This is a genomic window from Arthrobacter sp. CC3, assembly GCF_039907775.1.
Classification (GTDB): Bacteria; Actinomycetota; Actinomycetes; order Actinomycetales; family Micrococcaceae; genus Arthrobacter.
On sequence record NZ_JARCCY010000067.1, the window covers coordinates 1 to 18,821 of the forward strand.

An 18,821-nucleotide genomic window follows, 5' to 3' on the forward strand; every position below is an offset into this window, starting at 1 on the left:
TGACCAGAACACGCCGCTAGACGGCCATTGGTGGCGTTCCACCCGCCCCGCAACCGCGTTGTTCAGCAGCCTCCTAGCGGTCGTCCAGTGCCTGCGTGGCGTCGCGCACCTTGATCATGGTGCGAAGGTTGCGTGTGGTGGTTGTGGACTTGTAGCGGGCCTTGGATGACAGCTTGCTGAACGGGCTGTCCAGGGTGCCGCCCGCCGGCGCCAGCCAGGCCATCGCTTCGGGGCCAAGGCGGTGCTGCTGCGTACCGTCCAGCCGGGAACCCGCCTCGTACAGCTCGTCCAGAACGGCCGTGTCCGAACTCAGCGTGACGTACGTGTGCGTCGTTTTGTCCTCAGCCGGGTACGGGCACGACTCCACGAGCGCGGCAACGCGGTCTGCGGTCAGCACCACCACCCAGGCGTCGTAGCCAAAGGCCTTACGGAGGCAGGTTTCGACGTCCTTCTTGACCGCCGCCGCGCCGAGATCGCTGGCCACCACCACGTTGCCGCTGGCCAGCAGCGTCTTGACGCCCGCGAAACCCTGTTCCTCGAGCGCACTGCGGAGGTCCGCCATTTTGATGTTGATGCCGCCCACGTTGATGCCGCGAAGGAAAACCGCATAGCTGTTCATGGGCACAGCCTACTTAGTCGTTGTTCTTACGGAGCGCCTCGGTCAGCACCCGTGCAGCGTTGCAGACGACTTCGGCGTGCAGCCGGCCGGGCTGGCGGGTCAGGCGCTCGATCGGGCCGGAAATGGAGACGGCGGCAATCACGCGTCCGGACGGTCCCCGGACCGGCGCGGAGACGGAGGCGACCCCCGGCTCGCGTTCGCCGAGGCTCTGGCCCCAGCCCCGCCGTCGTACTCCCGCCAGGACGGTGGGCGTGAAACGCGCCGCCTGCAGTCCTTCGAGCAGCCGGTCGTGGTCCTCCCACGCCAGCAGCACCTGGGCGGCGGAGCCGGCCTTCATGGAGAGCTGCGTACCCACCGGGATGGTGTCGCGGAGCCCGATGGGGCGTTCGGCCGACGCGACGCACACACGCCAGTCGCCCTGCCGGCGGAAGATCTGGGCGCTTTCGCCGGTGGCGTCGCGCAGCTGCATCAGCACCGGTCCGGCGGAAGCGATCAGCCGGTCCTCGCCGGCGGCGGAGGCGAGCTCCACCAGGCGGCTTCCCAGGACAAAGCGGCCCTGGATGTCGCGGCTGACAAGCCGGTGGTGGACCAGCGCCAGGGCAAGCCTGTGTACGGTCGGCCGGGCCAGTCCGGTGGCAGCCACCAGCTGCGCCAGAGTGGTGGGACCGGCCTCAAGTGCGTCAAGCACATGGGCCGCTTTATCGATGACACCGACTCCACTAGAATTGTCCATGTAATGATATTGCCGTCTCAATATCTGAGATGCAAATCATTTGGCTGGCGTATTACGCGGGCGTGCTGGTTCAGTGGATGTAAACAGCCAACAGCAGTGAAGGGAGATGGCCATGGCAAAGACATTGGCCGAGAAAGTCTGGGACGCGCACGTGGTGCGCAAAGGCGACGGCGAAGGTGCCAACGCCCAGCCGGACCTTCTCTACATCGACCTCCACCTGGTGCACGAAGTGACCTCGCCGCAGGCCTTCGAAGGTCTCCGCCTGGCGGGACGGCCGCTGCGCCGCCCGGACCTCACCATCGCCACCGAGGACCACAACACCCCCACGCTGGACATCGACAAGCCTATCGCCGATCTCACCAGCCGGACGCAGATCCAGACGCTCCGCAACAACTGCCAGGAGTTCGGCGTCCGCCTGCACTCCCTGGGCGACGCCGAGCAGGGCATCGTCCACGTGGTCGGTCCCCAGCTTGGCCTGACCCAGCCCGGCATGACCGTGGTCTGCGGCGACTCGCACACGTCCACGCACGGCGCCTTCGGCGCACTCGCCATGGGCATCGGCACCTCCGAGGTGGAGCACGTCATGGCCACCCAGACGCTGTCCCTGAAGCCCTTCAAGACCATGGCCATCAATGTGGAGGGCACGCTGCGCCCGGGTGTTTCGGCAAAGGACATCATCCTGGCCGTCATCGCGAAGATCGGCACCGGCGGCGGGCAGGGCTACGTGCTCGAGTACCGCGGCTCGGCGATCCGTGCGCTGTCCATGGAAGCCCGGATGACCATCTGCAACATGTCGATCGAAGCCGGCGCCCGCGCAGGCCTGGTTGCTCCGGACCAGACCACCTACGACTACATGTACGGACGCCCGCACGCGCCGCAGGGAGCTGAGTGGGACGCCGCCGTCGAATACTGGAACACGCTCCGCTCCGAAGACGACGCAACGTTCGACGTCGAGGTGGACCTCGACGCCGACACCCTGGAGCCGTTCGTGACCTGGGGTACCAACCCCGGCCAGGGCGTTTCGCTGTCCGCCAAGGTGCCGTCGCCGGAGGACTTCGGCGACGAAAACGCCAAGGCCGCGGCTGAACGTGCATTGCAGTACATGGGGCTGGAAGCCGGCACCCCGATGAAGGAGATCCGGGTGGACACGGTCTTCCTGGGCTCCTGCACCAACTCCCGGATGGAGGACCTGCGCGCGGCGGCGGACATCGTCCGGGGCCGCACCAAGGACCCGAACATCCGCATGCTCGTGGTTCCCGGCTCGGCCCGGGTCCGGCTCGAGGCCGAAGCGGAGGGCCTGGACAAGGTCTTCAAGGACTTCGGTGCCGAATGGCGCTTCGCCGGCTGCTCCATGTGCCTGGGCATGAACCCGGACCAGCTGGAGCCGGGCGAACGCTGCGCCTCCACCTCCAACCGCAACTTCGAAGGACGCCAGGGCAAGGGCGGCCGCACGCACCTCGTTTCACCGGTGGTCGCGGCAGCCACTGCAATCCGCGGCACGCTCAGCTCGCCGTCGGACCTGGACCCCGCTCCGGAGTCCGCCGCAGCCCGCAGCAGCGCTGCTTAGATAACGCCTCTTAGGCAACACCGGCTAGCCCGCGCAGCCCAGAGCACGCAGCCCAGACCCACTCAGTACCGAAGGATCCGCCATGGAAAAGTTCAGCACCCACACCGGGATCGGCGTACCGCTGCGCCAGAGCAACGTGGACACCGACCAGATCATCCCCGCCGTATACCTCAAGCGCATCACCCGCACCGGCTTCGAAGATGCGCTGTTTGCGGCCTGGCGCAAGGACCCGGCCTTCATCCTGAACCAGGCCCCCTTCAACGCCGGTTCCGTGCTGGTGGCCGGTCCGGATTTTGGCACCGGGTCGTCCCGCGAGCACGCCGTCTGGGCCTTGAAGGACTATGGCTTCAAGACCGTCCTGTCCTCCAGGTTCGCCGATATCTTCCGCGGCAACTCCGGCAAGCAGGGCCTGCTGGCGGCTGAAGTCGCCCAGGATGACATCGAACTCATCTGGAAGGTGCTGGAGAACGCCCCGGGCACCGAAGTGACCGTGGATCTCGTCTCCAAGACCGTGATGTGCGGCAATGTGGTGGCACCGTTCGAGATTGACGACTACACGCGCTGGCGCCTTCTGGAAGGCCTGGACGACATCGGGCTGACCCTCCAGCACGAGGAAGACATCACGGCCTACGAGGCCACCAGGCCCGCGTTCAAGCCGAAGACACTGCCCGCACGGCTGTCCTAGGCGGGGCGGTCCCCAGGATCCCTGCCGCACCCCCGCCTGGTACACGCCGCACCCTTAACCGGTCCGCGCCGCGCCCGCTTCAGATCCCCTCTGCAGTGTTGGGAAAATCGCGCCGTATTTCAGATCGGTAACGCTAGCTCCTATGCTTAGCTGGAGCCTTTGTAAGGATTTGGGGGCGAGTAGTCGTGAGGAAACCGGTATATGAGTAGTGTTTTGACAATCCGCGGAGGCGTCCCGCTAACTGGACGCGTCACCGTTCGCGGGGCCAAGAATCTTGTCCCCAAGGCCATGGTGGCCGCCCTGCTGGGCAACGAGCCGTCCGTGCTGCGCAACGTCCCTGAAATCAAGGACGTCGAGGTTGTCACCAGCCTGCTCCAGCTCCACGGCGTCACGGTCGAAAAGGACCCGGTGACCGGTGACCTGACCCTGGATCCGAAGGGTGCCAAGACCGCATCCAGCACCGCCATCGATGCCCACGCAGGCGACTCCAGGATTCCCATCCTGTTGTGCGGCCCGCTGATCCACGCCATCGGCGAAGCGTTCATTCCCGACCTTGGCGGCTGCAAAATCGGCGACCGCCCCATCGATTACCACCTGAACGTCCTCCGCCAGTTCGGGGCCGTTGTGGAAAAACGTCCGGGCGGCATCCACATTTCCGCGCCCAAGGGACTCCAGGGCGCCAAGATCTCGCTGCCGTACCCGTCGGTGGGCGCCACCGAGCAGGTTCTGCTCAGTGCCACCCGGGCTGAGGGCATCACGGAGCTTTCCGGTGCCGCCACGGAACCGGAAATCATCGACCTCATTGCCGTGCTGCAGAAGATGGGCGCCATCATCAGCGTCCAGACAGACCGCACCATCCGGATCGAAGGCGTGAAGGACCTCGGGGGCTACAACCACCGCGCCCTCTCGGACCGGAACGAATCCGCATCCTGGGCATCAGCGGCACTCGTGACCCGCGGAGACATCTTCGTGGAGGGCGCCTCACAGCGCGACATGATGACGTTCCTGAACACCTACCGCAAGGTGGGCGGCGGCATGGACATCGGTGAGGACGGCATCCGTTTCTACCACCGCGGCGGCAAACTGAACCCGCTCGTCCTGGAAACGGACGTCCACCCCGGCTTCATGACGGACTGGCAGCAACCCCTCGTGGTTGCCCTGACCCAGGCCGAGGGCGTGTCGATCGTCCACGAAACCGTCTATGAGAACCGTTTCGGATTCACTGACGCACTCATCCGGATGGGCGCCAACATCCAGGTGCACCGCGAATGCCTCGGCAGCGTGCCGTGCCGTTTCGGCCAGCGCAACTTCCTGCACTCCGCCGTCATCTCGGGACCCACGCAGCTCAAGGGCACCGACATCGACGTCCCGGACCTCCGGGGCGGCTTCAGCCACCTCATCGCCGCACTGGCCGCCACGGGCACGTCCCGGGTGACCGGAATAGACATCATTAACCGCGGCTACGAGCGCTTCACGGAGAAGCTCGCCGGGCTGGGCGCCGATTTCGACATCACTTCAGCCAAGTAACGGGGCCCCAGTGAAGGAAACGGCCAAGAGCCGCATCACCTTTGTCATCGTCGCCGGAATCGTCAGGCCTGTGATGAACCTGATGATGAATAAGAAGTGGGAAGGGCTGGAAAAGCTCCCGGCGGGCGGCTTCATTGCCGCCCCCAACCACTGCACCGAGATCGACCCGCTGGTCATCGGCCACATGCTGTACAACCAGAAGCGGATGCCGCACTTCCTTGCGAAGGGCGGACTGTTCAAGGTGCCGGTCCTCGGAGCGGTGCTGCGGGCCACCAAGCAGATCCCGGTGGAACGCTCGACGGCGGGCGCCAACCGGTCGCTGAACGTCGCCAAGGAAGTGGTGGACGAAGGCGGGGCCATCGTCATCTACCCCGAAGGCACGCTGACCCGGGACCCGGAGCTGTGGCCGATGAAGGGGCACACCGGTGCCGCCCGGATGGCGCTCGAAAGCGGCATTCCCGTGGTTCCGATGGCGCACTGGGGAGCGCACCAGGTGTTCCCGCGCTATGCGAAGCGCTTCCACCTTTTTCCCCGGCGCACCTCACGCGTCATCGTGGGCGACCCCGTGGACCTTAGCGCCTTCGAGGGCCGGCCGCTGGACAAGGCCACGCTGACGGCTGCCACCGGCGTCATCATGGACGCCATCACCGGACTCCTGGCCACCCTGCGGTCGGAACAGCCTCCCGCTGAGCGGTGGGATCCGGCCGCCCACAACCAGAGCAAGCACGGGCGCAACATCGATCGGGGCGGCAAATGACCCCTGAGCAGGCCGCAGCGGGCTCAGCCATGTCGGTCGCTGTCCTCGGAGCAGGCTCCTGGGGCACCACCTTTGCCAAGATCCTTGCCGATGCAGCAACGGCATCCGGTGTCCAGCGGAGCATACGGCTCTGGGGGCGCCGCGCCGAGGTCGTTGAGCAGATCAACACCCTGCACCGGAACCCGCAGTACCTCAAGGACATCGACCTCCCGCACAGCATCACCGCTTCCACCGACGTCGCCGAGGTGCTTTCCGGCGCAGACCTGGTGGTGCTGGCGGTTCCCGCCCAGTCGCTGCGGCTGCAGCTGCGCGAGTGGCGGCACCTGATCTCACCGGATGCCTACGTGGTTTCCCTGATGAAAGGCCTCGAACTCAGTTCGGATGCCCGCATGAGCGAGGTCATCTGCGAGGAACTGGGTATCAAAGCCGAGCGCATCGCTGTGGTGTCGGGGCCGAACCTGGCCATGGAAATCGCCCGCGAGGAACCCACCGCCTCCGTGGTGGCATGTTCCGACGCCGGGGTGGCCTCCTGGATCGCCCGCAGCTGCACCGCGCCGTATTTCCGGCCGTACACCACCACCGATGTCGTCGGCGTTGAAATCGGTGGCATCGTGAAAAACGTGATCGCCCTGGCGGTAGGTATCTGCGAAGGCAAAAGGATGGGTGACAACACTAAAGCCTCGGTTATCACCCGCGGGCTTGCCGAGACCTCCAGGCTCGCCCTGGCACTGGGGGGAGAAGCGCAGACCATGGCCGGCCTGGCGGGCCTGGGCGACCTGGTCGCCACCTGCTCCTCGCCGTTGTCCCGTAACCACACCGCCGGACGCCTGCTGGGCAAGGGGCTGACGCTGGAACAGGTCACCGCCGAAATGACCCAGACAGCCGAAGGGATCAAGTCCGGGCAGGCCGTGCACGAACTTGCCGGAAAGCTCGGCGTCGAGATGCCCATCACCGCGGCAGTGGTTGCCGTGCTGGCCGGAAAATTGTCCGTTGACGAACTGGGACCGCTGCTGCTGGCCCGGGACCTGAAATCCGAAGGCGATTACTGACTGTGTCGGAAGTACAAGTGAACAAGAACGGCCACGGCCACACCAAACCCCGCGTCGCCGTGTTGTTTGGGGGCCGCTCCAGCGAGCACGCCGTCAGCTGCGTCACGGCCGCCGGCGTTCTCGGGGCCATCGACTACGACAAGTACGATGTCATCCCCATCGGCATCGCCAAGACTGGCCAGTGGGTCCTCGCCCCGGGGGACACCCGGCAGTGGTCCCTCTCGGCCTCCTCGCTTCCCGAGGTGGCGCCGTCGGCCCGGACGGTAACGCTTGCTGAGATCGGCGGCGAACACCAGCTCATCGTGGCGTCCCCGAACGAAGTGCCGCAGGAACTCGGCACCGTGGACGTTGTTTTCCCGCTGCTCCACGGTCCGTTCGGTGAGGACGGCACCATCCAGGGCCTGCTGGAACTGTCGGATACCCGCTATGTGGGTGCCGGCGTGCTGGCCTCCGCCGTGGGCATGGACAAGCACTACATGAAAGTGGTCTTCGAAGCCGCCGGCCTGCAGGTGGGACCCTACATTGCCGTGACGGACCGCCAGTGGATCACGGACCCCGAGTCCGTCCGCAAACGCGTTGACCTGCTGGGGTACCCCGTATTCGTCAAGCCGGCGCGGGCGGGGTCCTCCATGGGCATCTCCAAGGTGGATTCACTGGAGGGCCTGGATGCGGCCATCGAGGCGGCCCGTGAGCATGACCTCAAACTCGTGATCGAAGCCGGAATCGTGGGCCGCGAAATCGAATGCGCCGTCCTCGAAGGGCGCGGCACCGATGCGCCGCGCACGTCCATGCCCGGAGAGATCGCCGTGGCACCTGGCGAACACGAGTTCTATGACTTCAACGCAAAATACGTGGAGGACGACGCCGCGTCGCTCAGCTGCCCCGCAGACCTCCCCGATGAGGCGATCGCCCGGGTCCGCGAGCTTGCCGCCGCTGCGTTCGACGCCGTGGGGGCCGAAGGGCTGAGCCGCGTGGACTTCTTCTATACTCCCGACGGTGAGCTGATCATCAATGAGATCAACACCATGCCCGGTTTCACGCCGAAGAGCATGTACCCGCAGATGTGGGCCGCCTCCGGGCTGGGCTACGCGGAACTCATTGACGAACTGATCTACCTGGCGCTGAACCGGAAGACCGGGCTGCGCTAGCGTCGCCCGGCCGGGACGCGTGTGCCGTTGGCCCCGGCCCGTCGGGACCCTATTGGTCGGGACCCTATTGCCCGGTGGGCAGGTTTTGCAGCTCTTCCTGGCCCACGCAGTTCCTCGTGGCCTTGATCTTCCCGGCAGCGGCCGAGAGTTCCGCCAGCACGGTCGCGGAACTGATCTGGTCGGGGTCCATGAGGATCTCCGTGGCCGGTTCGCGGCCGAAGGTCGTCAGCGTCCACACGGAGTCGCCTTCCTTGATGACCCAGTCGATGCCGTTGACGCTGACGCAGCGGTCGGTGGTGGGGCCGGGAACATTGACCCCGCAGCGAAGGATGACCTTGGACGGATCGCCCCACGCGGCGGTTGCCTGGCTGTTGGTCTTCCGCAGCCCCGCATCCCCCATGCTGTCCGGCAGGGCCACCATCATGGGGGCGCAGGCCGGGTTGGCCGCATCCTTGGCCGGCGCCACATCCACCACCGGGGCGCATCCGCTGAGGGCCAGCACCACAGCCGCCGCCGTTGCGGGCAGGCGAAGCGAACGGAGGGAAGCCGGGGTGCGGAGCTGGTGCATGGTTTAAGCCTATCCCGGCCCGGGCGCCCGGCTGGACGGGCAGGAGAGGCCGGCGCCCGGCCCCGGAACCGGATGTCGGTCCCGGACTGTAGCGTAGTGGTGTGCCTGAATCTCACCTCACTGTCGCCGGACTTTCCGAATCCGAACTCCTCGCCAGGATCTTCCCGCGCCTGAACAATCTGCACCCGAACGGCGGAGCAGCGGCCTCGGCGCTCCTTCTGGGACCGGGTGATGACGCCGCCATCGTGGCAGCCCCGGACGGCCGGACCGTGGTCAGCATTGACACCCAGGTCCAGGACCAGGATTTCCGGCTGGTGTGGCGCAACGGATACCGGACCACGGGCTTCGATGTCGGCTGGAAGGCTGCAGCGCAAAACCTCAGCGATATCAACGCCATGGGCGCGCGGTCCACGGCCATGGTGGTGAGCCTGACCCTGCCGCCCGAGACGCCCGTTTCCTGGGTCGAGGATTTTGCCGACGGGCTTTCCCATGCCATCCACGACCTCGGCGCCGACGGATGTTCGGTGGCTGGCGGCGACCTCGGCCGTGGCCGCGAACTTGCGGTCACGGTGGCCATCCTGGGCACCCTGGCCGGGCAGCAGCCCGTTCTGCGCTCGGGCGCCCGCCCGGGCCATACCGTCGCCCTGGCCGGAGCGGTGGGGCACGCGGCGGCCGGGCTCGCCCTGCTTGAATCCGGGCCGGCCGTTGACCTGCTTACTCCGGCGCTGCGAACCGTTATGGACAGACAATGCCGGCCGCTACCGCCGCTGGCAGCCGGGCCGGCTGCCCTGGCTTCGGGCGCCTCGGCCATGATGGACATTTCCGACGGACTGGTCCGCGACGGCCACCGCCTGGCCGCCGCCAGCGGCGTCGTCCTGAACCTCGATCCGGCCGCACTGAAGCTGCTCACGGAACCACTAGCCGCCGCCGCGGACGCGGTGGACGCCGACCCCATGGCCTGGGTGCTGGGCGGCGGGGAAGACCATGGGCTCCTTGCCACATTCCCGGCGGACGTACAGCTGCCTCCGGGTTTCGCTGCGATAGGCTCAGTAGAAGCCCTTGCACCAACGGAAAGCACTGGCGTGAAGATAGCGGGCCGGCCCGCGGACACTGTGGGATGGGATCACTTTGCAGACTAAGATTGCCGCCAACGCGCAAGCGATGAAGCGGTGGTTGGGCAAGGCCGAAACAGCGCTCGGGAACCACAGCGACCGCCTCAACGCCATCAACATTTTTCCCGTGGCCGACGGCGACACCGGCACCAACCTCTACCTGACGGTCCGTGCCGCTGCGCAGGCGGTCAACGGCGCCGCCATATCGCCCGACCCCGAACTTTCGCAGCAGCCCGGGAGGACCCCGGGCCAGCAGGACGTCGGGGCCGTGCTTGCGCGGGCAGGCCAGGCCGCCATGGAACAGGCTCGCGGCAATTCGGGAACCCTGTTCTCGGTGTTCCTGTGCGCCGCCGCTGAGCCTTTGGCCGGCCATGCCCGCCTGAGCTCGCCGCTGCTGGCAGCGGCCCTCAACCGCGCCCAGATCAGGGCCTGGTCCGCCTTGAGCGATCCCGTTCCCGGGACCATGCTCTCGGTCATGGAGGCGGCCGCGCGCGCTGCCGCCGGAGTGGATGCCGACCAGAACGGCGACGACAGCAACCACGCCCTGGGCCTTGCCCTCGATGCGGCGGTTGAGGCGGCCCTCGAAGCGGTCGTCAGGACCGAGGACCAGTTGGCGGCCCTGCACGAGGCCCATGTCGTGGACGCCGGCGGGGTCGGAATGCTCCTCATCCTCGACTGCCTGCGTTCAGCGGTGCTCGGCGAGGAACTTCAAAGCGACATGCTGGACGGCCTCCACGGCTATGACGTCCAGGATCCGCACATCCATGCGGACATGCCCGACGACGACGGCGTGGAAGTCATGTGCACCATCAGCCTTTCGCCGTTGGACGCCGCCACACTGCGCCAGCGGCTGGATGAAATGGGCGATTCGGTGATCATGAGCCAGGTGGGCGGTGCCACTGACGCCGACGGGAAATACCGCTGGCGGGTGCACGTCCACGTCCCGGCCCCGGAACCGGCCGTGGCACTGATCGGATCCCTCGGCGAACCCACGGACATCTCTGTCAGCCAGCTCGCCCTGCCGCGGGACCCCGACTGAGATGAACGCTGAGCTGGAACTGGGCCTGGAACGCCGCATCGGCAAACGTTCCGCGGCCGTCATTGAGAAACACCTCGGTATCACCACCGTCGGCGGCCTGCTCAACTACTTTCCGCGCCGCTACCTCAACCGCGGCGAGCTGACGCCCATCAGCGAGGTCCCGCTGGACGAAGAGGTCACCCTGATCGCGCGCGTCGTGTCCAGCAGCACCCGGGCCATGCGGGCGCGCCGCGGCACCCTGACCGACGTTGTGATCACGGATGACGACGGCACCCTGAAGGTGAGCTTCTTCAACGGTTACCGCGCCAAAGCGGAGCTGCTCCCGGGCCGGCGGGCCCTGTTCTCGGGGAAAGTCACCCGGTACGCCGGCAACCTGAGCCTCACGAACCCTGACTTCCAGCTGCTCGACGAGGACCCTGACACTCCGGGCATGGATCCGGAGAAGCTCGCCGCCATGCCCATCCCGATCTATCCGGCAACGGCAAAACTCACCAGCTGGTCCATCCAGAAAGTGATCTCAACCCTCCTGGACACCGTCGACCTGGAACTCCTGGACGACCCCCTGCCGGGCGACGTCTCGGCGCGGGAAAAGTTCCTGCCGGCCGCCGAAGCCTACCGGCTCATCCACACGCCGGAGGTGCCGGGGGACTGGCAACGGGCCCGGGACCGCTTTCGGTACCAGGAAGCCCTCGTGCTGCAGTCCGCCCTGGCCCGGCGCCGCGCCCAGCTGGCGGCCGAAGAGGCCACAGCCCGGCGGCCGGTCGCAGGCGGAATCCTGACGGCGTTCGACCGCCAGCTGCCGTTCACCCTCACCGCCGGCCAGTCCGCCGTCGGAAAGACCCTTGCGGAGGAGCTCTCGCAGGACAGCCCCATGAACCGGCTCCTCCAGGGCGAGGTGGGCTCGGGCAAGACCATCGTTGCCCTGCGCGCCATGCTCCAGGTGGTTGATGCCGGCGGGCAGGCCGCGCTGCTGGCGCCCACCGAAGTCCTCGCCGCGCAACACTTCGAATCCATCCGCCGGACGCTCGGTCCGCTCTCCCGGGACGGACTCCTGGGCGGATCCGGGCCGGACGCCGTCCAGGTGACGCTGCTCACCGGATCGATGCCCGCCGCTGCCCGCAAGCAGGCCATGCTGGATGCGGCCTCTGGCACTGCCGGGATCGTGATCGGAACGCATGCGCTGCTGAGCGACAATGTCTCCTTCTACGACCTCGGGCTGATTGTCGTGGATGAACAGCACCGTTTCGGCGTGGAACAGCGCGACGCCCTCCGCGCGAAGGCCAGCAACCCGCCCCACCTGCTGGTCATGACCGCCACGCCCATCCCGCGGACCGTGGCGATGACCGTGTTCGGCGACCTGGAAACATCGGTGCTGGACGAACTCCCGGCGGGCCGTGCCCCCCTCTCCACGCACGTGGTGGGACTCGCCGAAAATCCCGGCTGGGCCGGGCGCATCTGGTCCCGTTCCCGGGAAGAGATCGACGCCGGCCACCAGGTCTACGTGGTGTGTCCCAAGATCGGCGAGGACGACGACGGCGACTTCAGCCCCGGGGAAGCGGAACCGACAGCCGCGGACCTGGAAGGGGACGGACCTGCCCGCGAGCTCGCGTCCGTTACCGCCGTCGTCGAACACCTCCAGGATGAACCTGCGCTGGCCGGCGTTTCACTGGCGCCGCTCCACGGCAGGCAGGATCCGGTCCTGAAGTCCGCAACCATGGCGTCCTTCACCGCGAATGAAACCAAACTGCTGGTGTCCACCACGGTGATCGAGGTGGGTGTTGACGTCCACAACGCCACGCTGATGGTGATCCTGGACGCGGACAGATTCGGCATATCCCAGCTGCACCAGCTTCGCGGACGGGTGGGCCGCGGCGGACTGCCCGGCACCTGCCTCCTGGTGACCACCCTGGAACCCGGACACCCCAGCCGACGCCGGCTGGATGCCGTGGCAGCCACCACCGATGGCTTCGAACTGTCGCAGGAGGACTTGAAGCTGCGCCGCGAAGGGGACATCCTCGGGGCTTCGCAGTCAGGCGGACGCTCCGCACTGAAACTGCTCCGCGTGCTGGAACATGAGGACGTCATTGCGAAGGCACGCCAGGACGCGCAGCAGATCGTGGCCGCGGATCCGGCCCTGGCGGACCATTCCGCACTGGCGGAGGCAATCGAAGAGTATTTGAACCCCGAAAAGGAGGCGTTCCTTGAGCGTGGCTAGGAGCGGACGCACAGCTTCAGGCGGCATGGGGGTACGCGCATGAGCCGTATCATTGCGGGTGCCGGCGGTGGAATGACGCTGGCCAGCGTGCCCGGGTCCATGACCCGTCCCACCACGGACCGGGTCAAGGAAGCACTGTTCTCACGGCTTGAGGCCTTCAATGTGGTGGCAGGTGCCCGCGTTCTCGACCTCTATGCGGGCTCCGGGGCGCTGGGCGTGGAAAGCGCCAGCCGCGGGGCGGAAACGGTTGACCTCGTGGAGTTCGAGGGCAAGGCCAGCGAGGCCTGCCAGCGCAACGCTGACCTTATTAACGGGTCCGTGGGCCGCAAGGCGGTGTCGGTCCACCGGTCCCGGGTGGAGTCCTTCCTGGGACGGACCGTGCCGGGAACCCTGTGGGACCTTGTGTTCCTGGACCCGCCGTATCCGCTGGATGAGCCCGCCATGGCCGCTGTGCTGGAGGAGCTGTCACCCTACCTGGCGGAGGGCGCCGTCGTTGTCGTGGAGCGCTCGTCCCGCAGCCCGGAACCGGCGTGGCCGGCGTCGCTGGAACGGTTCGCGGAGAAGAAATACGGCGAGACCAAGCTGTGGTTTGCCGAACCCGTGGGCGGCGGCAGCTGACTAGGATGGCGCCTGATTAGCCAGAGAGCCCGTCGAGGTCCACGCCGGCCAGCACCGTCCCTGGGTGCGGGCCGCGGGCCGTCAGCTCTTCGGTCCATCCCGCCGGCCACGGACCCCGCGTGCCGATGAGGATGATGTTGCCGGGATGCCGCCCGGCGAACATGCCGGACTCAGCGAACGCGGCCACCCCGTCCATGACCTGCCGCAGCGCTGCCACCTGGCTCCGGACCAGCGTCAGCCCGGGTTCGTCACCCACGTTGACGATCAGCACGCCATCCGGCGTCAGCCGGGCAGCCGCTTCCGTGTAGAACCCGGCGCAGGCAATGTGCGCCGGCGCTTCCGGTCCGGAGAAGATATCCAGGATCACGACGTCGAACCGCAGCCCCGCCGGGAGCTCCGCCAGTGCGTCCCGGGCGTCGCCGATCAGCGTGTGCAGTACCGTTCCGTCCGGCATTGGCAACTGCTGCAGGACGAAGTCCAGCAGCTCCCGCTCAAGCTCCACGGCGTACTGGAGGGACCCCGGCCGGGTCGCCTGGATGTAGCGGGCCAGTGTCAGTGCCCCGGCCCCGAGGTGCAGGGCGCTGACAGGCTCACCGGCAGGGGCTGCCAGGTCCACAACGTGTCCGATCCGGCGAAGGTACTCGTAGAATATTTCTCCCGGCTCGGCAAGATTCACGTGTGACTGCTCCGCACCGCCGATGCTCAGCACGAAGGATCCCTCCGTAAAGGCGTCCGGTTCGATGGTCGCGTGCTGGCCGGTGGTCCGGAGGAAGCGTGACCCCGCCGCGGGCCGCGGAGGCATCGTCAGAGCCTGTCGCGGAGCGTAGCGAGCCTCGATGCGGCTTCTTCAAGGACCTCGGTCTTTTTGCAGAAGGCAAAACGGAGCAGGCTGCGGGTCCGTTCTGCGCCCGCAGGGTGGCAGAAGACGGGTACCGGGATTGCGGCGACCCCCACCAGGTCCGGAAGCCTCCGGGCCAGGTCGACGGAATCGGAGATCCCCAGGGGAGCTGTGTCCACATTCACGAAATAGGTTCCCTGCGGCGTGAACACGTCCAGGCCGGCAGCCTTGAGCCCGTCGCTGAGGATGTCCCGCTTCCGCCTGAGGGTCTCCGAGATACCGGTGTAGAAATCGTCCGGAAGGGCCAGCCCCACGGCGATGGCGCCTTGGAACGGCGTGCCGGAGCTGTAGCTGAGGAACTGCTTCACCGTCCTGATGGCGGATACGAGGTGTTCGGGTCCGCTCAGCCAGCCGATCTTCCAGCCGGTGAAGGAGAATGTCTTGCCTGCCGAGGAGATGGTGATGGTCCGGCCGGCAGCCCCGGGCAGCGTTGCCACGGGGATGTGCTGCGCACCGAAGGTCAGGTGTTCGTAGACCTCATCGGTGATGATTACGGCATTGTGCCTGGCAGCAAGGTCGACGACGCGCTGCAGCACCTCACGCGGAAAAACGGCGCCGGTGGGGTTGTGCGGATTGTTGATGAGCACAACCTTGGTGCGGCTGCTGAAGGCTGCTTCCAGGGCGTCCATGTCCGGCATGAAATCCGGAGCCAGCAGGGGCGCCGTCACGTGCGTGGCTCCTGCCAGCCCGATCATGGCGCCGTAGGAGTCATAGAAGGGTTCGAAGGTGAGCACTTCGTCGCCGTGCTCCACGAGGGCCAGCAGCGAGGCGGCGATGGCTTCGGTGGCGCCGGTGGTGACGATGATTTCAGTTTCCGGGTCCGGGGACAGTCCATAGAACCGCTGCTGGTGTGCCGAAATCGCCTCCCGGAGGGGAAGGATTCCCTTGCCCGGCGCGTACTGGTTGGCGCCCGAGTTGATCGCCGCCTGTGCGGCCGCCTTGATTTCCGCCGGGCCGTCCTCATCGGGGAAGCCCTGGCCAAGGTTGATTGCGCCGGTCCGGACCGCGAGGGTGGTCATTTCCTCGAAGATCGTGACACCGAGGCTGCCGTCGGCTGCCAGCAGGTTGGCTCCCGACGCTGCCCGCTGCCACGGTGCCGGAACTGTTGTGCTCACTGTTTGCCTGCCTGTCGGTTGGTGACGGAGTTCTCTGCCCGTCCGGTGAATTTTTCCATGCCCGTATAGATCCGGAAGATTCGTCCGCCGATGAAGTCCCATGCGCGGACCGGGAGAATCCCGCGAAGGACCTTGCCAAGATTGGCCGTCGCCGGAGCGATCAGGAGCGGGCGCCCCGCGGCCATCGCCCGCCATGCCCGCCGGACCGCGTCATCCGGAGTCATGAGCGGCGTGAGCAGCGGACCCCGGGCACCGGCGAACATTCCGGTGGAAATGTAGCTCGGGCAGAACGTTGTGACCCGGAGGTGCCGGTAGCCCTCCTGCTCCAGTTCGATCCGCAGCGAGTCGCTCCAGCCCACCACGGCCCACTTGGAAGCTGCATAAACGCTCATCCGCGGATTCGGGACTGTTCCGGCCGCAGAGGCGACATTCAAAATCCGGCGGGGACGCCCGGCGTCGGCCATCATGTCCGGCAGGAACGCAAGGGTGACGTACATCGGCGCCAGGGCGTTGACGTCCATGGTCAACGCGATGTCCGGGCCGGACCGGTGCTCCCAGAACAGGGCGCCGCGCACGATTCCCGCATTGTTCACCAGCAGCGTCAGGGGGCCTTCGGCCGCGCATTCCCGTGCGGCCGCCGCAATGGCGTCACGGTCCGCAAGATCCACCTGCCGGGCCACGGCGCGGGCGCCAACGTCCGTGACTTCGCGGGCAACGCCCTGCAGCCGGTCGCCGTCCACATCCCACAGGATCACGACAGCGGCGCCTTCGGCCGCGGCACGGAGGGCGTGCAGCCGGCCCATGCCCATGGCGGCTCCGGTGACAAGAACTACGCCCCCTGCAACGGTGAAGGGAATGTTCGACTCGGGCATCCAGTCATGTTATCCCGCTCCGTGTATGCGGTAGGTTCGGAACATGAGACGCGCCGTTTGCCCAGGCTCCTTCGACCCGATCCACAATGGCCACTTGGAAGTCATCGCAAGGGCCGCCGGCCTCTTTGACGAAGTGATTGTGGCGGTGTCCACCAACTACGCCAAGAAGTACCGTTTCACCTTGGAGGAGCGGATCGACATGGCGCGCGAGACCCTTGCGTCGCTTCGCGGCATTGTGGTGGAGCCCGTGGGGGAGGGCCTGCTTGCGGAATACTGCAGGCAGCGGGGGGTGTCCGCCATTGTGAAGGGCCTCCGGTCGTCCTCGGACTTTGACTACGAGCTCCCGATGGCCACCATGAACCGCCAGCTCAGCGGCGTGGAAACGGTCTTCCTTCCCACCGAGGGCCACTACCTGCACTTGTCATCAACGCTGATCAAGGAAGTCTTCAATCTGGGCGGAAGTGTGTCGGACTATGTGCCGAGGTCGGTGCTGAAACGGCTGCTGGCGGGCGAGTCGTCTCCGGATCAGCCCCGCAGAGGGTAGGCTATATCGGTACGCAACGGCCCCGGCCGGATTCGCGGCCCATTCCTTAGTTTGTCCCGCGGTGCTGAACTGTGTGGCTTTCGCCCGGTTTGAGTCCATCCGGAAGATCAGGCTAAGATAGTACGTCGGTCATATGTTCAACAGGAGTTCTCATTAAACGAGATGCTAGTTCGCCCTTGGCGTTCGACGTCAAGGACCTCGGGCGCAGTCCGGGGAGCATGCGGACGCTGACGGAACATGTACCCGCACCAAGTGACCTTGGTGTGGCACTCATTGGCGTGCAGGAAGGCTCGGATGTCGGGCTGGATCTGCGGCTGGAGGCCGTACACGAAGGAATCCTGGTATCAGGAACCGTTCACGTCGAAGTAACCGGCGAGTGCGGCCGATGCCTGGATCCCCTTGCGTATGACCTTGAGGTCAATGTGCAAGAACTTTTCTTCTACGAGGACGCCCAGTTCTCTGCTGAAGAAGACGAAGAAGAGCAATATCGAATCGAGCACGATTTAATCGATCTTGAGCCGGTGTTGCGGGACGCAGTTGTAACCATGCTGCCGTTCCAGCCGGTGTGCCGGGAAGACTGCCAGGGCCTTTGCTCCGAATGCGGAGTACGCCTGGAAGACGAGCCGGGGCATCACCACGAGGTCGTAGATCCTCGCTGGGCTGCCCTAGCTGATCTGGCTAAGCCTGACCGGCAAAATTGATTTGTAAGTGTTTTTCTAGAGAGAAATGAGTTAGCCGTGGCTGTCCCGAAGCGGAAAATGTCTCGCTCGAATACCCGCGCCCGCCGCTCCCAGTGGAAGGCAACCGCCCCCCACCTGGTGAAGACCGTTGAGAACGGCCAGGTTACCTACAGCCTGCCGCACCAGGCAAAGGTCGTTACCGACTCGGCTGGCACTGCGCTGTTCCTTGAGTACAAGGGCCGCAAGGTCGCGGACGTCTAATCGGCCCACTGGCTGAACATGACGTCTTCAACTGAAGAGCTTTTGAAGCGTCTCGGTGTCTCTATTGATGCCGGGACGCTTCGTCTTGCTCTGACACATCGCTCCTATGCCTACGAAAACGGCGGCATACCCACCAATGAGCGCCTTGAGTTCCTGGGCGATTCCATCCTGGGCTTTTCCGTGACCGATGCCCTGTACCGGGACAACCCTGCATTGCCCGAGGGCGATCTCGCGAAGCGGCGCTCAGCCGTGGTGAGCACCAGGGCACTTGCCGGAATCGGCCGGAGCCTTGGCATTGGCGAATACATCTACCTCGGACAGGGCGAAAAGCTCACCGACGGCAAGAACAAGGCGTCCATCCTCGCCGACACCATGGAAGCGCTCATTGGCGCCACCTATGTGTCCAACGACATTGAGACGGCGCGCCAACTCGTGATGCGGCTGATCGGCCCGCTGCTCCAGGATGCCGCCGCGCTCGGGGCAGGCACCGACTGGAAGACCAGCATCCAGGAACTCGCAGCCAGCCGTCAGCTGGGCAGCATCTACTACGCGGTGGAGGGCTCAGGCCCGGACCACGCCCGCACGTTCGTGGCGGTGCTCCGGATCGGCGGAACCGATTACGGGCAGGGTGCCGGACGCTCCAAGAAGGAAGCTGAGCAGGAAGCCGCAGCCGATGCCTGGCGGAAGCTGTCGGCTGCCGGCGAGGCCAGCGTTCCGGCGGAATCCGAAGCCGGCCTCTAGTGTCCTGCGTCTGAAATTCGCTTCGTAATTATAGAATGGGGTATGGCGAACGTTGGACGGCCGAAGGCCCCTC

20 protein-coding genes are annotated in these 18,821 nt (G+C 66.1%); 14 read left to right on the forward strand and 6 right to left on the reverse strand.

What is annotated here, in order from left to right; all coding sequences use genetic code 11:
- Positions 1-73: 73 nt before the first annotated feature.
- Entirely contained in the window at positions 74-619 is a 546-nt protein-coding gene (locus PV761_RS22860; RefSeq protein ID WP_347899854.1) for a DUF1697 domain-containing protein, read from the reverse strand.
- 13 nt (positions 620-632) lie between these two features.
- The gene (locus tag PV761_RS22865) at positions 633-1,352 is read right to left on the reverse strand and encodes an IclR family transcriptional regulator (RefSeq protein WP_011692361.1); all 720 of its coding nucleotides are present in this window, start codon (positions 1,350-1,352) and stop codon (positions 633-635) included.
- 112 nt (positions 1,353-1,464) lie between these two features.
- On the opposite strand from PV761_RS22865, the gene leuC reads away from it, so the two are divergent.
- From leuC to PV761_RS22895, 6 genes are all read left to right on the forward strand, one after another.
- Positions 1,465-2,919 (forward strand): 3-isopropylmalate dehydratase large subunit, encoded by a 1,455-nt coding sequence (gene leuC / locus PV761_RS22870; RefSeq protein WP_347899855.1) that lies wholly within the window; start codon positions 1,465-1,467, stop codon positions 2,917-2,919.
- A gap of 82 nt (positions 2,920-3,001) precedes the next feature.
- Positions 3,002-3,604: a 3-isopropylmalate dehydratase small subunit gene (gene leuD, locus PV761_RS22875; RefSeq protein WP_028271629.1), complete on the forward strand. Its 603-nt coding sequence runs from the start codon at positions 3,002-3,004 to the stop codon at positions 3,602-3,604.
- 201 nt (positions 3,605-3,805) lie between these two features.
- Complete coding sequence (gene murA, locus PV761_RS22880) at positions 3,806-5,131, forward strand: UDP-N-acetylglucosamine 1-carboxyvinyltransferase (RefSeq protein ID WP_028271630.1); 1,326 nt, start codon at positions 3,806-3,808, stop codon at positions 5,129-5,131.
- Positions 5,132-5,141: 10 nt separating this feature from the next.
- On the forward strand, positions 5,142-5,888 hold the full coding sequence (locus PV761_RS22885; RefSeq protein ID WP_347899856.1) for a lysophospholipid acyltransferase family protein: 747 nt from the start codon (positions 5,142-5,144) through the stop codon (positions 5,886-5,888).
- Positions 5,885-6,937, forward strand: a complete 1,053-nt coding sequence (locus PV761_RS22890; RefSeq protein ID WP_028271632.1) for an NAD(P)H-dependent glycerol-3-phosphate dehydrogenase — start codon at positions 5,885-5,887, stop codon at positions 6,935-6,937. Before PV761_RS22885 ends, PV761_RS22890 begins: the two co-directional genes overlap by 4 nt.
- Positions 6,938-6,939: 2 nt before the next feature.
- Positions 6,940-8,085: a D-alanine--D-alanine ligase family protein gene (locus tag PV761_RS22895; protein ID WP_051628955.1), complete on the forward strand. Its 1,146-nt coding sequence runs from the start codon at positions 6,940-6,942 to the stop codon at positions 8,083-8,085.
- A gap of 64 nt (positions 8,086-8,149) precedes the next feature.
- On the opposite strand, the gene PV761_RS22900 is transcribed toward PV761_RS22895, so the two are convergent.
- Positions 8,150-8,653, reverse strand: coding sequence for a DUF3515 domain-containing protein (locus PV761_RS22900; protein WP_347899857.1), 504 nt, complete (start codon positions 8,651-8,653; stop codon positions 8,150-8,152).
- 101 nt (positions 8,654-8,754) lie between these two features.
- Here PV761_RS22900 and thiL point away from each other — a divergent pair, with 101 nt between their 5' ends.
- From thiL to rsmD, 4 genes are read left to right on the forward strand one after another with little or no spacing between them, the layout of a single operon-like run.
- Positions 8,755-9,792: a thiamine-phosphate kinase gene (gene thiL, locus PV761_RS22905; RefSeq protein WP_347899858.1), complete on the forward strand. Its 1,038-nt coding sequence runs from the start codon at positions 8,755-8,757 to the stop codon at positions 9,790-9,792.
- A 22-nt stretch (positions 9,793-9,814) separates the two neighbouring features.
- The gene (locus PV761_RS22910) at positions 9,815-10,804 is read left to right on the forward strand and encodes a DAK2 domain-containing protein (protein ID WP_347899859.1); all 990 of its coding nucleotides are present in this window, start codon (positions 9,815-9,817) and stop codon (positions 10,802-10,804) included.
- Between the two features lies 1 nt (position 10,805).
- Positions 10,806-13,019, forward strand: coding sequence for an ATP-dependent DNA helicase RecG (locus tag PV761_RS22915; RefSeq protein WP_347899860.1), 2,214 nt, complete (start codon positions 10,806-10,808; stop codon positions 13,017-13,019).
- A gap of 39 nt (positions 13,020-13,058) precedes the next feature.
- Positions 13,059-13,637 (forward strand): 16S rRNA (guanine(966)-N(2))-methyltransferase RsmD, encoded by a 579-nt coding sequence (rsmD, locus tag PV761_RS22920; protein ID WP_028271638.1) that lies wholly within the window; start codon positions 13,059-13,061, stop codon positions 13,635-13,637.
- Positions 13,638-13,653: 16 nt separating this feature from the next.
- Here rsmD and PV761_RS22925 read toward each other — a convergent pair whose 3' ends face one another.
- The 3 genes from PV761_RS22925 to PV761_RS22935 are packed head-to-tail and all read right to left on the reverse strand — an operon-like array spanning position 13,654 to position 16,522.
- Entirely contained in the window at positions 13,654-14,439 is a 786-nt protein-coding gene (locus tag PV761_RS22925) for a fused MFS/spermidine synthase (RefSeq protein ID WP_347899861.1), read from the reverse strand.
- A gap of 2 nt (positions 14,440-14,441) precedes the next feature.
- Positions 14,442-15,650, reverse strand: coding sequence for an aminotransferase class I/II-fold pyridoxal phosphate-dependent enzyme (locus PV761_RS22930; protein WP_347899862.1), 1,209 nt, complete (start codon positions 15,648-15,650; stop codon positions 14,442-14,444).
- The gene (locus tag PV761_RS22935; protein WP_347899863.1) at positions 15,647-16,522 is read right to left on the reverse strand and encodes an SDR family NAD(P)-dependent oxidoreductase; all 876 of its coding nucleotides are present in this window, start codon (positions 16,520-16,522) and stop codon (positions 15,647-15,649) included. Before PV761_RS22935 ends, PV761_RS22930 begins: the two co-directional genes overlap by 4 nt.
- Before the next feature lie 43 nt (positions 16,523-16,565).
- Here PV761_RS22935 and coaD point away from each other — a divergent pair, with 43 nt between their 5' ends.
- The 4 genes from coaD to rnc all read left to right on the forward strand — a co-directional run bounded on the left by coaD (position 16,566) and on the right by rnc (position 18,748).
- Complete coding sequence (gene coaD, locus PV761_RS22940; protein WP_347899864.1) at positions 16,566-17,066, forward strand: pantetheine-phosphate adenylyltransferase; 501 nt, start codon at positions 16,566-16,568, stop codon at positions 17,064-17,066.
- A 176-nt stretch (positions 17,067-17,242) separates the two neighbouring features.
- The gene (locus PV761_RS22945) at positions 17,243-17,767 is read left to right on the forward strand and encodes a YceD family protein (protein ID WP_081818924.1); all 525 of its coding nucleotides are present in this window, start codon (positions 17,243-17,245) and stop codon (positions 17,765-17,767) included.
- 36 nt (positions 17,768-17,803) lie between these two features.
- Positions 17,804-18,007: a 50S ribosomal protein L32 gene (gene rpmF / locus PV761_RS22950; RefSeq protein ID WP_009356569.1), complete on the forward strand. Its 204-nt coding sequence runs from the start codon at positions 17,804-17,806 to the stop codon at positions 18,005-18,007.
- Positions 18,008-18,025: 18 nt separating this feature from the next.
- Positions 18,026-18,748, forward strand: a complete 723-nt coding sequence (gene rnc, locus PV761_RS22955) for a ribonuclease III (protein WP_028271644.1) — start codon at positions 18,026-18,028, stop codon at positions 18,746-18,748.
- The last annotated feature ends 73 nt before the right edge of the window (positions 18,749-18,821 follow it).

Excerpts from the sequence above, each read along its gene's own strand:
- PV761_RS22860 (WP_347899854.1), bottom strand. The coding sequence starts at position 619 with ATGAACAGCTATGCGGTTTTCCTTCGCGGCATCAACGTGGGCGGCATC.
- PV761_RS22865 (WP_011692361.1), bottom strand. The coding sequence starts at position 1,352 with ATGGACAATTCTAGTGGAGTCGGTGTCATCGATAAAGCGGCCCATGTG.
- leuC (WP_347899855.1), top strand. The coding sequence starts at position 1,465 with ATGGCAAAGACATTGGCCGAGAAAGTCTGGGACGCGCACGTGGTGCGC.
- leuD (WP_028271629.1), top strand. The coding sequence starts at position 3,002 with ATGGAAAAGTTCAGCACCCACACCGGGATCGGCGTACCGCTGCGCCAG.
- murA (WP_028271630.1), top strand. The coding sequence starts at position 3,806 with ATGAGTAGTGTTTTGACAATCCGCGGAGGCGTCCCGCTAACTGGACGC.
- PV761_RS22890 (WP_028271632.1), top strand. The coding sequence starts at position 5,885 with ATGACCCCTGAGCAGGCCGCAGCGGGCTCAGCCATGTCGGTCGCTGTC.
- PV761_RS22900 (WP_347899857.1), bottom strand. The coding sequence starts at position 8,653 with ATGCACCAGCTCCGCACCCCGGCTTCCCTCCGTTCGCTTCGCCTGCCC.
- PV761_RS22910 (WP_347899859.1), top strand. The coding sequence starts at position 9,815 with ATGAAGCGGTGGTTGGGCAAGGCCGAAACAGCGCTCGGGAACCACAGC.
- PV761_RS22915 (WP_347899860.1), top strand. The coding sequence starts at position 10,806 with ATGAACGCTGAGCTGGAACTGGGCCTGGAACGCCGCATCGGCAAACGT.
- rsmD (WP_028271638.1), top strand. The coding sequence starts at position 13,059 with ATGAGCCGTATCATTGCGGGTGCCGGCGGTGGAATGACGCTGGCCAGC.
- PV761_RS22925 (WP_347899861.1), bottom strand. The coding sequence starts at position 14,439 with ATGCCTCCGCGGCCCGCGGCGGGGTCACGCTTCCTCCGGACCACCGGC.
- PV761_RS22935 (WP_347899863.1), bottom strand. The coding sequence starts at position 16,522 with ATGCCCGAGTCGAACATTCCCTTCACCGTTGCAGGGGGCGTAGTTCTT.
- coaD (WP_347899864.1), top strand. The coding sequence starts at position 16,566 with ATGAGACGCGCCGTTTGCCCAGGCTCCTTCGACCCGATCCACAATGGC.
- rnc (WP_028271644.1), top strand. The coding sequence starts at position 18,026 with ATGACGTCTTCAACTGAAGAGCTTTTGAAGCGTCTCGGTGTCTCTATT.